We start from the raw sequence: 12662 nt of genomic DNA, 5'->3' as shown, positions 1-12662 counted from the left end.
TTGGTAATATCTCAACCTCTTCTTAACTTTTCAGCTCACTTCCTCAGCTGATTTTTGCTTCATCAATAGAAACATTACACCTGAAACAACCGCAAAAACAGCTAAAATGTAAAAAGTAGAAGGCAACGGAATCACGCTAACTAGTGACCCCATAGCTAAGCTGCTGACAACTGCTGAAGTTTGTATAGCTGTCATATATGCCGTCGTGGCTAGTCCAATTTGACGCGGGGCCAGTGACTGAGCATACACCATGCCAACTCCCATTGTAGCGGATAGAATGAAAGCATAAAATACTTGAAGCGCAATCAATCCACTCAGCGGTAAATGAAGGCTTGTTAAAACAAAATAAAGCACTTGGCAAGCTATGCCGATAACAAAGAAGCGTTTGACTCCGATTTTATCAGAAAAATAGCCTCCTAACGGCATAAATATTAGTTCAAAAACAGACGTAACGGTAAAAAGAATTCCTACAATCGAAACGGATTGCTTTAACGTATCCGTTATATACAGCGGCAAATACATAGAACGTCCGGAATCACCCGCAAAAATGAAAAGAGCTGCTACGAATACAGCTATTAATACAGAAGGTATACCAGCTGGCGCTTTTGAAGATGCATGTGCTGAAGGTTGAGGCATACTGTCTTCTTTAAGCGCAAAAAGAACCCACACTAAAGTTGCCAGCGATAACAACCCTGATAGTAAAAATAAAAGAGTATACCCTCCGTGGTCAATGATTAAAGCTCCGAGCATCGGTCCAAAAATATAGCCTTGTGAAAATGCCATTCGCACAGTACCGGTAATCGTACCTGCCTGCAATTTACTTTCTTCCTTTTTAATAATAAAATCATTCAGCAGAGCAAAGAAAAAAGAAAACGCATTAAACCCTCCTATAGCAAGTAAAATGAGTGCTATTGTATAAGAATGCGTAAACGCTAAGGGAACTCTTGAAATGGTTCCAATCAGTAATGCCCAAATAATAAATGGCTTTCGTTTTCCCCATTTGTCTGATAAAGAAGCCAAATAAAACGAGACGATTAAACCAAGAATGCTCATTGGGACAAATAAAAATCCTGCTTGAAACGAAGTGGCGTGCAATGTATTTGTTGCCCAAACCGTTAAATAAGGCATAAAGCCGCCAACAGACAACCCAATAATAAATAATGAAATAAAAATCGTTCGAAAATCCCGGTCTGTAAATACAATCTTTATGCCTGATACAAACGAATTTTCTGCTTTCGACATAAACTCATTTCAACCCTTTCTATCCAGCTGTCAAACGTTCCATTTTCGCAAAAAAACGCACCTTTCTTCAAGAAACAGTAGAAGAAAGGTGTGTAAATGAAGGTTATTTTCCAATTTGTACAGCAATTTTTTCTTTTTGTTCTTCCTTGTTAATCAGCTCTTTGAATTTAGTTAAAAGAGGTGCTTTTAATTCTTCATCTTTTAACGCAAAAGCAAGGGTCGTAAAAATAAAATCTAATTTTTCCCCTGCATCATAACGTTCGCCTTCGAATTCGTAAGCATAAATAGAACGGTCTATATTCATACGCTGAATAGCATCCGTTAGCTGAATCTCCCCACCTTTTCCAGCTTCCTGCGTTTCAAGATAATCAAAAATGTCAGGTGTAAATACATAGCGTCCAATAATTCCTAAATTAGACGGAGCTTCTTCGACTGATGGTTTTTCTACAAAACCATTCACTTCGTATAATCGGTTTTTATTTGCTTTTGGATCTATAATCCCGTAACGATGAACGGCTTCTTCCTCTACGCGCTGCACGCCGATAACCGACGATCCCGTTTGGGTATACTGGTCAATCAGCTGTTTTAAACAAGGCTGATCTGGGTCTGTTAAGTCATCTCCAAGTAAAACTGCAAACGGTTCGTTTCCAATAAATTGTCGAGCACAGCCAATCGCATGGCCAAGGCCCCTCATTTCTTTTTGACGAACGTAATGAATATTCGCTAGTTCAGAGATATGCTCCATTTCCTCTAATAGTTCGGTCTTTCCTTTTTGATGAAGCAAGTGTTCTAATTGAATATTATGGTCAAAATGATTTTCAATCGCTTGTTTTCCGTTTCCTGTAACAATTAAAATATCTTCGATGCCTGATTTTAAGGCTTCTTCCACAATAAATTGAATGACGGGCTTATTTACAATTGGAAGCATTTCTTTTGGGATAGATTTTGTAACGGGTAAAAAACGAGTACCTAACCCTGCTGCTGGTATAACTGCTTTTTTTATAGTCTGCATATGATTTACTCCTCTCTGTTAGTTATCTAGCTGTCTTACATCTATTACGCTTTAACAGGCACCATCTTGAAAATTTCTTTCACACCTTGCTTGTATCCTCCCGCTGAGCGAAGTGATTCTCCGATTTGTTGTGCATGCTGTTTATATGTGTGAGTAGTTAAAACGTCGTTAACTGTATTTTTGATGAGCTCAGCAGATACATTATTTTTATCTAATTTCACGCCTGCTCCTAACTCCTGCACGCGATCGCCCACCATAAATTGATCCACTGCCATTGGAATAACGACAAGCGGTGTATCGTAGTATAATCCTTCACTGCTGCTGTTCATTCCGCCGTGAGTAATAAATAAATCCGCACGTTTTAAAATTTCTAGCTGCGGTACGTATTGTTTTACAACGAAGTTTTCTGGAATGTGTGCTAATTCTTCAGGTTTTGTATTTTTACCAATAGATAAAATAACTTTACCCTCAAAATCTTTTAATGCTTCTATACATAAGTTATAGATTTCTAGCTGCTGATTAAAAATAGTTCCCATAGAAACAAAAATAATTTTTTCATTTTCATTTTGTAAGTAAGAAGGATCTTCAATATCTAATCGTTTAACAATTGAAGGACCAATAAACTTGTACTCACTCGTAAATTCAGATACGTGCGGCTGAAAGAATTCTGACGTAAATATTAACGTAATATCCCCTGGATTTGACATAATGTCCATGGAGTCTTTTAACTCCGTATTATATTGGCTGTTGAACTTATTTAATGATTTTTCGAATTGAGGATAAAAGGAAGATTGGTCAGGTTCTGTTTGACCACTTGGCATCATACAAGTTGCTAACTCCTTATTTAACGCAAACGTCGTACATAGAGAAACCTTTGGAAGCTGAAGAAGGTCGGCCACAGCGGAACCTGCTAAAAGGTGATAATCATAAAGTACATAATCATATGTTTCATGTTTCGTTTCACTCATAATTTTAGTAATAATATTTTCAGATTCATTTAAAAACAAATTCATTATTTCATAGCGGTCATAAGACTCTTCTTTGGTCATACGGTTGCTCATATCAAGACTTGGACGAAAATCTTCGTATTCACGAAATTCCGCTCCTGCTTTTCGGATTTTTTCAGCATAGTCTTCAATGCCGTAATAGACGACCTTCTCCCCTTGAGCCATTAATTCTTTTACAATTCCTAAAGAAGGGTTCACATGTCCTTCACCTGGAAAGCCTATTACTAATACATTTCCCATAACATCCATTCCTTTCAATTAGTTAATAATTAAACCACTTAATTATTCATTTGGTGAATTTATTGTATAGAAACTGAATTTACTATAAATTATCTTTATCGTAAAGTCATTAAGCGTTTTCAACTAAAAAAAGGTTAAATAGGCTCATTTTGGAATATAGTTATAAATTAACTCAAGAAAAACAAATATTGTAAAATTTATCTTGTTTGTAAATAGATGTATGCGCTTCAATATGATGAAAATAAAAAACACACCTAGCTACATTAAGCATAAGGTGTGTTTTTTATTTAGAAGTTATATAACTCCCATATATCTGATGTTTCTGAACCAATATACCAAGCTGCCGCCCCGCCTAAATGATAGTCATTAATTAATTTAACCCGGCGCTGCATAGATGCTTTGTCTTCGAGCCATATTTGATGCTTCGTACCATTTTCGGTGTATTCTACATAGTACTGAGAGGCTTGGCTGTCCCATTTTTTAGTTAACTTTTTAGAAGAGATAATTGCTTCGGCTTCTTTCATCGTTAAGTCTTTTGTGACAACTTTTTTGGTAGATAGATCCGTTTTCCATTCTCGCGTATAAAAAGGAACTCCCAGCAGGATTTTGTGTGCAGGTACATCTTTCATAAGAAGTTCTGTTCCTTCTTTCACCCAAGGCAGCGAAGCCACAGACCCTGGAACCTGACTTCCTCCCCAGTGTTCTTCATAACCCATCATAATGACGTAATCTGCTACTTGACCAATCTGTTTTCGATCAAAGCTTCCTGACCAAAACGGATCATTATTCTCTCGTGTTACGTCTACTGAAACGGCCATACCATGAGGCTTTAACGCTGCTTTTAATTCTTTAATAAATAAAACAAAATCTTGTTTGTTTTTGATATTAATATTTTCAAAGTCAACGTTAATACCGTCACTGTTTGTTTTCACAAGCGAACTTTCGACTGACGATACAAGCTTTTGCCGCTTTGCTTTATTGCCTAGGACGTCACTTGTCAGCACATCATCGAAATTGTTACCGATGAGCGGCCAGACTTTTTTGCCGTTTTTGTGAGCCGTTTGAACATACGATGGATTTATAGAAGATGAAACAACTTTGTCACTCCGCGTTAGCGTAAACCAGCGTGGTGAAACAACGTCTAAGTTCTTTTGTTTCATCGATTCTGCATAGCCTGCTGTTTTTTCATTAAAGCTCCAGCCCATAACTACTGGCTGATGCTTCTTTTGTGCTAAATCAGATTTTTTGATCCAGCCCTTTTTCCCTTCCAAAAGCTGTACTTGTACATAGTAATCAGGAATAATAAGCATTTGTCCAGGCTTAATATTTGTTGATGATAGCTGATTTAACTTTGTTAATTCAGTCGCTTTTACACCGTACTTTACAGAGATTTTCCAAAGCGTATCTCCTGATACTACTTTATGTAACAAGCCTTTTGGTGGTATTTTCAGCGTTTGCCCCGGAGTTAGCTCCGTCGTTTTTAGCTGATTTTGTTTTATTAGCTCGCTGACTGTTACACCATATTGTTTAGCTAGTAGCCATAGTGTATTTCCTGGCACTACTTTATGGGTGATAACTTGAGCTGCATCTCCCGCTTCAGATGAAATAGCAGGAAATTCTTCTCCTTTTTTCACTGTCTGAACAACCGAAGAATGTAAAGATGGAGAACGATACACATTTACATTATCACCTTTGACAGTGCCTACTGAAGAAGCAGCGTCTCCTTTACTTATTGGGGCCAATCCTCCACTGAAAAGACAGAGAATAAGTAGGCTCATACATATTTTCTTCATTTGATAATCTCGCCTCCCCACTTTTTGACATCACCTGTCTAGTTTACTACTCCTATAAGATAGAATCCTAGAGGTACATTGTGGTAAAGAAACGTCTGGGTATACGTCAAACTCAAATAAAAAAACTTACCGTCCGATGACGATAAGCTTTCGTTTCTTATGCATTTCCCACTACATTTTGATCGTTAATATCCATATCAATTGTATTGGCGGTACTGGCACTGCTTGTAATATTCATAAAGTTTCCTGTGTTCCCGCTACCAGAACCGACTGTTGTAAAAGCTGTACTCTTTGGCTTAATAGCCAGACAATCACCAAACTCCACTGAAGATGAAACCAATACATTCGAGATATTTACGGCTCCTACTACCGATGGCATCTGCCTCTCCTCCTGTTCACTATCTATCTGCTATATGATATGAGCAGAAGGCTAAAAAGTAGCTTTTTCATCTTTTTAATTTTATTAAGGATCAATTCGTTTATACCTTGATTCTGCAAACATATATACTCCGTATGCCATAAGCCCGATTGATACGATAGCCAGCAGTACAGACCCAAAAGGACGCTGCGCTACTTCAGCAAGGGCTCCATCTAACCCTTTCGTTTCGTCTGGATCCGCTTGAAGAGCCGTGCGAATAAGAAAGAAGCCAATAATCCCAAAGACGATACTTCGAGCAATAATACCCGCTTTTCCAATATGCCCGCTCCATCGCCACTCTTCTTTTGACATTTCGTTTTTCTTTAGTTTTTTTAGGAAGCGTCCTGAAAGAGCCCAATATACTTGTCCAATCCCAAAGATAATAACGCCGATACCTGTAAGCGTAATGATGGTTTGCCCAAAGGGATAAGATAACAGCTTGGCTGATACCGTTTGATAATGCTTACCTGACGTATGAACGTGAGCATGAAGCAAAATTTTTACCGAACTCACACAAAGACTAATATAAAACGTGGCTACAACTAAATAGCCTAAACGAGTAAAAGCGCCTTTTACACCATGCCCAACGTGGTGAGGGTCAAAAATAGCAGAAATGATTTGCCAAAACGCATATCCACTTAAACCTACTGCCAAAACGATTAAAATTAAAAATCCAAACGGCTGCTTTGCAATTGTGTGTAGGGCCCCTTGAGAAGTAACTAAATCGCCTTTTAATCCGAAAGCTGTCTGAATCGCTAATATACCGATGACAAAATAGACCACACCTTGAGCTACATGACCAAACCGTGAAAAACGCACGACAAACGGCTTAGTGCGTTCTTTTAAGCGATGTAACTTTCGACCAAACGTATCTTTTTTAACAAATGGAGATTCACCCATACGTTTCCTCCTGCTTTTTGAAAACAAACTTTATTTTATAAAACACCTGAAAATAAGCGAGCAAATGACTCTTTCGAACGTTCTACTAAGCTTCGCTTGTAAAATGCTACTGGTTTGATCAAATGACTGTCTTCCATATCTTCTTCGTAATTTTTAATGAGCGTTTGAATCGTCTCTCCCTCAATTAAAAATGCATTCACTTCAAAGTTCAGATGAAAACTTCTCATATCCATATTTGCGGTACCGACCGAAGCCATATCTCCGTCGATAATCACAATTTTTTGATGCAAAAATCCTTTTCTATACGAATATACTTCAATTCCACATCGAAGAAGTTCGGCAAAATATGATCTTGTTCCATATTGAGTCAGAAAGCCATCATTAATTTCCGGCACCATAATTCGTACTTCTACACCTTTTCTAGCCGCAATACGAAGAGCAGTTCTTATAGCTTCGTTTGGAACAAAATAGGGGGTAGAAATCCAAATTGACTTCGTCGCGCTTGTAATCATTGTATAATAATAGTCGCTCATATTTTCCTGCGTATCTGGCCCTGTCGCCACTACCTGAACGAACCCTTCTCCTTCAACACGATGAGGTTTTGTATACGCTTCATTATGAATTAAGCATTCTCCAGAAACGTATTCCCAGTCAAACATAAAAATTGAGTGCAGCGTTTGAACAGATTCACCTCTTAACATCAGGTGGGTATCTCGCCAAAAACCGATTTTTTTATTTTTCCCTAAGTACTCATCTCCTACATTTAGTCCTCCTACAAAACCTACTTCCCCATCAATTACAACTATTTTACGGTGGTTTCGAAAGTTAAATTTTTGATTAAAAAATCCATACTTAATAGGTAAGAAAGGATGCACTTTAACATTCGCTTTCTTCATTCGCTTAATATCTGAACCCGATAATGTAAAGCTTCCCATTGTATCAAACGTAAAGCGCACTTCTACACCTTCGCTTGCTTTTTTAATTAAAATATCAATGATTTCTTTTCCTAACGAATCTGAGTGAAACATGTAGTATTCCATATGAATAAAATGTTTGGCTGACTGCAAATGCTTTTTGATTTCGTTAAACGTTTCTTGCCCATTCTTAAGGACGTAGGTTTTTGTATGAACATTCATCTTTGTCAAAGATACACATTGAAGATACTGAGCAAAGTAACGCTGATGAGATTGAAGCGTTGATAGATCAGGCGTCGTTTCTTTATCTGCCATCTTTCTAAGCATCTCTCGGTTATGCATACGCTTTTTTTTGAACATATGCCCCTTTAAATAGAGCTGTCCTGAATACAAATAAAAGAAAAAGCCTGCAACAGGGAAGAAAAAGAGGACATACATCCAAACCAACGTACTTTCAGGCGTTCGATTTTCAAGCATAAGTGAATACATACAAATGAAAATGATGACACCATATAATCCAACTAAGGCATACTTCCAATGAATATCAATAGAGGTAAAAAAGAAAGCATAAATTGAAAGTAAAATAATAAATAAAAAAATAAAGTCCAACCGGCGTTTTTTCATAAAAGCTCTCCTAAAAACAAACTGTATTGTATCACTTGCCTACCTTTCATATGAGGTAGTATATGGAATACACAGAATTCTTATCATGCATGCTACATAAAATGTACATATATTTGCACAAAAAGCAGTTTAGCCGCTTAAGCAACTAAACTGAACTACCTCAGACAAGCATCATTCATATACCTATACCCTGGATGGTAAAACAAAAAACCTCCTTACAGGGAGGTTTTTTCACTGGCTTTTCAAGCATCGATGCCTTTTTATGAGTTAGTATAACCAGACTCTTTTTCTTTTTTAGGCCAAACGAAATTAGAAAGAGATAATAAGAAATCAATTCCTACAATAACTGTCCAAACTTCCACTACATTTTGCAGCACATTAGTTTTTCCATTTGGTACTATATACATCATCGCCGCTAAAAGAGCTGCCCCAATAGCGTAAGCAACAAGATGCTGTATCCATGATTTAAAATAATGCTTTGCATATTCTATTCCATAGCGCCTACGAGGTTTTTCTCCGCTTTTCATCACATAATATTGAAAGCGTTCGTCTGCCCATTGAATCATACTTTTTCCAAAAGCAATCGAAATTCCAATATACACGGCTGCAATAGCGTGAGCATAAGTCGCTGTAGCACCTCCGTAAAGGTCTATGCTCGTCACAATCAGAAGAAAAAAATCAACAACAGGTGTTAAAGCTAAAATAAAAAAACTGAGCTTTTGTTTTTTAAACATATACCTTGTTGCTAATCCTAAAATGATGACTATCCAAAAAGCGATTTCACATGCAATAATCATCCAGGCTATTAAATTCAAATAATCCCCTCTCTTCCTCTCGTTCAACGAATAGATAATAGGTTTTAAATAAAAAATTTTATGCATAAGTTTATTTTTATGTATATACATCCTGCTTCATAACCCTACGGCTTATTCCATCCTCAGCTGAGTTCTAAGATCCATTGAAACGTATTTGCTAGGCGGGTCTTTTAAATCGATATCTATAATACTCCCAGCTCATTCCTACCGCGACTCCAATCGAATAGGCTAGTATATCGCTCCATAAGAAGCCATACCCCAAAATGAGCCCTCCTAGCGCAGTCTTTCTTATGTCATCAATCCACGGAGCGTGATACAGCTGTGTAAATTCAATGAAGTAACAAAACACTATAGCAAACATACCAATCATTTTTGTCTTCCATGTAGGAAACAAAAAACCCGCACTGACAAAAATCATTAAGGCCCATAACGAATCTCCCGCATATATATTTATGATGTGAGGAAGATGCGCAGTAAGTTTTCTTGATAAGAGGCCTGCTCCCATGATCACAATAGCTAGAAGCAGATATACCCATCTATTTCTTTTATTCATTTCAAACTCCTTTTTCTTAAATGCTCCGTCACAATAAGCCTTCACTGTATAATTTTATCAGAACCGCAAACTGTTAAATACCTCTTTTTTTCATTTTTTACAGCTTCCCCCTATGTATATATGACAAGTGTCATAGTTTCTATATGACACGTATGTCTTAAATAGTCAGAAAAATCCCTTTATACTGAGGATAATATACGGTGATGAAAGGAATTTCATATGACTATACAAAAACAAAAGAATTTACGAAAACAAGTTGCACCCTTTGAAAAAGCAGTAATGAAAGACAGCATAAGACAATTGATTAATACTTTTTTACCTTTTTTCACACTATGGTTTCTCGCTTATGAGAGCCTTTCAATTTCTTATTTGTTAGCATTTCCGCTAACTGTTATCGCAGCAGGGTTTTTAGTAAGAATATTCATTATTTTTCATGACTGTTGTCACTACTCTTTCTTTAAGAGTAGACAACACAATAAAATTCTCGGAACAATTACCGGTGTGTTAACGATGTTTCCTTACAGTCAATGGGGACATAGCCATGCCATTCACCATGCAACAAGCAGCAACTTAGATAAAAGAGGTACGGGTGACATTTGGGTGTTAACCGTAACGGAATATAAAGAAGCGTCTATTTGGAAAAAAATCGCTTACCGTATCTATCGCAACCCGTTCGTTATGTTCGGCGTGGGACCTATATATGTATTTTTGATTACAAACCGATTCAATCGAAAAAATGCGAAGAAAAAAGAGAGAATGAACACGTATCTTACAAATGTATTGATTGTTGCATTAGCAGCAGCGACCTGCTGGTTGGTAGGTTGGCAGGCGTTTGTATTAATTCAAGGACCGATTTTCTTCATTTCAGGTTCAATTGGAATTTGGCTGTTTTATGTACAGCATCAGTTTGAAGATTCTTATTTTGAAGAAGATGAGCACTGGGATTATGTAAAAGCAGCCGTTGAAGGAAGTTCATTTTACAAGCTTCCAAAACTTTTGCAATGGCTAACAGGCAATATCGGGTTTCACCACGTACATCATTTAAGCCCAAGAGTGCCCAACTATAAGCTTGAAGCTGTTCATCAACACACACAGCCTCTTCAAAATGTACCAACCATTACACTCGCAACAAGCCTTCGCTCTCTTCGATTCCGTTTATGGGATGAAGAAAACAAAATGTTTGTGAGCTTTAAAGAAATAAAAAAACGCTCAACTGCACCAAAAGCAAGCAGAATTTCTTCTCAAACAAAAGCAGAACTTTAATAAAACAGTCAAGCTTTCAAAAGCTTGACTGTTTTATCTATTCTCCTAAACTTATTTCATTCTACTTTGTGGTAAACTAATAGTGTATTTTAACAAACAAATGAGGTTCTTTATGAAAAAATATACGTTTTTCCAAAAAATCACTGGGCTATCTCCTTACATATGGACGGTATTTGCCATTTTACCATTTTATTTTATCTTACAGTCTTCATCCATGAATCACATTATTCTTGGCTCTTTACTCACCATCTTATTTTTTATTTTCTATCGTTTTGCATTTGTTTCAACAGACAAGTCCGTTTACGTATGGACGGCTTTATTAATCGTCATTTCCTTAGCCCTAACAACGATTTTTAATTATATTTACTTTGCCTTTTACTTCGCTTTTTTTATCGCTTATTTTATTGGAAATATCCAAAAACGGCTCGCTTTCTTCACTTTGTATGCTGTTCATTTGATCAGCACCGTTATTTCGGTAAACTTTAACGTTGTTATGCAAGAAGAGATCTTTTTAAAACAGCTGCCTTTCATTTTTGTAATTTCCATTAGTGTAATTGTACTGCCATTTAGCATTTATAACCGGAAGAAGCGAGACCGGCTGGAAGAACAGCTGGAAGATGCAAATAAACGTATTTCTGAGCTTGTAAAACAGGAAGAGCGCCAGCGTATAGCTCGCGACCTGCACGATACGCTAGGACAAAAGCTGTCTCTTATTGGTCTAAAAAGTGATTTAGCAAGAAAACTTATTGCAAAAGATCCTGAAAAAGCAAAATCTGAATTAAAAGATGTCCAGCAAACAGCGCGCACGGCTCTTAATGAAGTGAGAAAAATGGTTTCTCAAATGCGTGGAATTCGCCTTAGCGAAGAACTAAAACGCGTTCAAGAGCTTTTAGAAGCTGCCGAAATTACGTTTGTAGGAGAAAAGGATGTTTCATTAGAGAATGTGTCTTTGCTAATTGAAAATATTCTGAGCATGTGCTTAAAAGAAGCCGTAACCAATGTGGTCAAACATAGTCAAGCCACCGTTTGCACGATTACTTTACATCAGTCTGCAAAAGAAGTAGGCATAACGGTAGAAGACAATGGAGTGGGTATTAATACGAAAAAAAACTGCTGGGAAGGAAACGGACTTTTAGGAATGAAAGAGCGGTTGGAGTTTGTAAACGGCCATCTTGATATCTCCAGTCAAGGGGGGACGATTATTCATATTACAGTTCCAAACATCGTCAAACATATTAAGGAGGAACAATTATGATTCGAATTGTCATTGCCGAAGATCAGCAAATGATGTTAGGAGCTTTAGGCTCTTTGTTAAATTTAGAAGATGACATGGAAGTTGTCGGAAAAGCTTCAAATGGGGAACAAGCGGTATCACTTGCTAAGCAGCACCAGCCAGACATATGCGTAATGGACATCGAGATGCCACTTAAAACTGGGCTTGAAGCTGCAGAGGAACTAAAAGATTTAAACTGTAAAGTCATCATTTTAACAACGTTCGCTCGCTCTGGCTATTTTCAAAGAGCTTTGAAAGCAGGCGTAAGTGGCTACTTGCTAAAAGATAGTCCGAGTGAAGAACTCGCAAATTCAATTCGAAGCGTGATGGCAGGCAGACGCCTCTATGCTCCAGAATTAGTGGATGACTTATATAGTGAATCTACCAGTCCTCTTACTGCTAGAGAGAAAGAAGTATTAGCTCTAGTAGCTGATGGAAAAAACACAAAGGAAATTGCTGACGAACTATCTATTAAGACCGGAACAGTGCGCAACTATATTTCTACCATTCTGGACAAACTCGAAGTAAAGAATCGCATTGAAGCTATTACTCGCTTTAAAGAAAAAGGATGGTTCAAATGAAAAAAGCATGCATCAAACCGAGATGCA

At 37.3% G+C, this 12662-nt stretch carries 12 protein-coding genes; 3 read left to right on the top strand and 9 right to left on the bottom strand.

Annotated features, from left to right (window positions below; all coding sequences use genetic code 11):
* Positions 1-30: 30 nt before the first annotated feature.
* From ACNHOZ_RS16505 to ACNHOZ_RS16465, 9 genes are all read right to left on the bottom strand, one after another.
* Positions 31-1242 carry an MFS transporter gene (locus ACNHOZ_RS16505; protein ID WP_310884291.1) on the bottom strand — a complete coding sequence of 404 codons (1212 nt, stop codon included), beginning with the start codon at positions 1240-1242 and terminating at the stop codon, positions 31-33.
* A gap of 103 nt (positions 1243-1345) precedes the next feature.
* Positions 1346-2254, bottom strand: coding sequence for a UTP--glucose-1-phosphate uridylyltransferase GalU (gene galU / locus ACNHOZ_RS16500; RefSeq protein WP_063246895.1), 909 nt, complete (start codon positions 2252-2254; stop codon positions 1346-1348).
* Positions 2255-2298: 44 nt separating this feature from the next.
* Positions 2299-3501: a macrolide family glycosyltransferase gene (locus ACNHOZ_RS16495; protein ID WP_033578469.1), complete on the bottom strand. Its 1203-nt coding sequence runs from the start codon at positions 3499-3501 to the stop codon at positions 2299-2301.
* A gap of 287 nt (positions 3502-3788) precedes the next feature.
* Positions 3789-5243, bottom strand: coding sequence for a LysM peptidoglycan-binding domain-containing protein (locus ACNHOZ_RS16490; RefSeq protein WP_231099177.1), 1455 nt, complete (start codon positions 5241-5243; stop codon positions 3789-3791).
* A 208-nt stretch (positions 5244-5451) separates the two neighbouring features.
* Complete coding sequence (locus tag ACNHOZ_RS16485; RefSeq protein ID WP_028413997.1) at positions 5452-5673, bottom strand: spore germination protein; 222 nt, start codon at positions 5671-5673, stop codon at positions 5452-5454.
* Between the two features lie 84 nt (positions 5674-5757).
* Positions 5758-6612, bottom strand: coding sequence for a DUF1206 domain-containing protein (locus tag ACNHOZ_RS16480; RefSeq protein ID WP_447697240.1), 855 nt, complete (start codon positions 6610-6612; stop codon positions 5758-5760).
* 35 nt (positions 6613-6647) lie between these two features.
* Positions 6648-8150 carry a cardiolipin synthase gene (gene cls / locus ACNHOZ_RS16475; RefSeq protein ID WP_033578467.1) on the bottom strand — a complete coding sequence of 501 codons (1503 nt, stop codon included), beginning with the start codon at positions 8148-8150 and terminating at the stop codon, positions 6648-6650.
* Positions 8151-8410: 260 nt separating this feature from the next.
* Complete coding sequence (locus ACNHOZ_RS16470) at positions 8411-8965, bottom strand: hypothetical protein (RefSeq protein ID WP_063246894.1); 555 nt, start codon at positions 8963-8965, stop codon at positions 8411-8413.
* A gap of 157 nt (positions 8966-9122) precedes the next feature.
* Positions 9123-9518 carry a ribosomal maturation YjgA family protein gene (locus tag ACNHOZ_RS16465; protein ID WP_063246893.1) on the bottom strand — a complete coding sequence of 132 codons (396 nt, stop codon included), beginning with the start codon at positions 9516-9518 and terminating at the stop codon, positions 9123-9125.
* Positions 9519-9737: 219 nt separating this feature from the next.
* Here ACNHOZ_RS16465 and ACNHOZ_RS16460 point away from each other — a divergent pair, with 219 nt between their 5' ends.
* The 3 genes from ACNHOZ_RS16460 to ACNHOZ_RS16450 all read left to right on the top strand — a co-directional run bounded on the left by ACNHOZ_RS16460 (position 9738) and on the right by ACNHOZ_RS16450 (position 12635).
* Complete coding sequence (locus ACNHOZ_RS16460; RefSeq protein ID WP_063246892.1) at positions 9738-10781, top strand: fatty acid desaturase; 1044 nt, start codon at positions 9738-9740, stop codon at positions 10779-10781.
* Positions 10782-10893: 112 nt separating this feature from the next.
* Positions 10894-12036, top strand: coding sequence for a sensor histidine kinase (locus ACNHOZ_RS16455; protein ID WP_063246891.1), 1143 nt, complete (start codon positions 10894-10896; stop codon positions 12034-12036).
* Positions 12033-12635, top strand: coding sequence for a response regulator transcription factor (locus ACNHOZ_RS16450; protein ID WP_013056197.1), 603 nt, complete (start codon positions 12033-12035; stop codon positions 12633-12635). The genes ACNHOZ_RS16455 and ACNHOZ_RS16450 overlap by 4 nt, the downstream gene beginning before the upstream one ends.
* Positions 12636-12662 lie beyond the last annotated feature (27 nt).

The sequence above is a fragment of the Priestia sp. D51 genome (genome assembly GCF_053345675.1).
Note: the sequence above shows the minus strand (reverse complement) of the source record. Positions and strands in the feature narration are given on the sequence as shown.

Bases quoted from the DNA above. Each gene is read 5' to 3' on its own strand.
- ACNHOZ_RS16465 (WP_063246893.1), bottom strand. From the start codon at position 9,518: ATGAATAAAAGAAATAGATGGGTATATCTGCTTCTAGCTATTGTGATC.
- cls (WP_033578467.1), bottom strand. From the start codon at position 8,150: ATGAAAAAACGCCGGTTGGACTTTATTTTTTTATTTATTATTTTACTT.
- ACNHOZ_RS16485 (WP_028413997.1), bottom strand. From the start codon at position 5,673: ATGCCATCGGTAGTAGGAGCCGTAAATATCTCGAATGTATTGGTTTCA.
- ACNHOZ_RS16450 (WP_013056197.1), top strand. From the start codon at position 12,033: ATGATTCGAATTGTCATTGCCGAAGATCAGCAAATGATGTTAGGAGCT.
- ACNHOZ_RS16460 (WP_063246892.1), top strand. From the start codon at position 9,738: ATGACTATACAAAAACAAAAGAATTTACGAAAACAAGTTGCACCCTTT.
- ACNHOZ_RS16455 (WP_063246891.1), top strand. From the start codon at position 10,894: ATGAAAAAATATACGTTTTTCCAAAAAATCACTGGGCTATCTCCTTAC.
- ACNHOZ_RS16495 (WP_033578469.1), bottom strand. From the start codon at position 3,501: ATGGGAAATGTATTAGTAATAGGCTTTCCAGGTGAAGGACATGTGAAC.
- ACNHOZ_RS16480 (WP_447697240.1), bottom strand. From the start codon at position 6,612: ATGGGTGAATCTCCATTTGTTAAAAAAGATACGTTTGGTCGAAAGTTA.
- galU (WP_063246895.1), bottom strand. From the start codon at position 2,254: ATGCAGACTATAAAAAAAGCAGTTATACCAGCAGCAGGGTTAGGTACT.
- ACNHOZ_RS16505 (WP_310884291.1), bottom strand. From the start codon at position 1,242: ATGTCGAAAGCAGAAAATTCGTTTGTATCAGGCATAAAGATTGTATTT.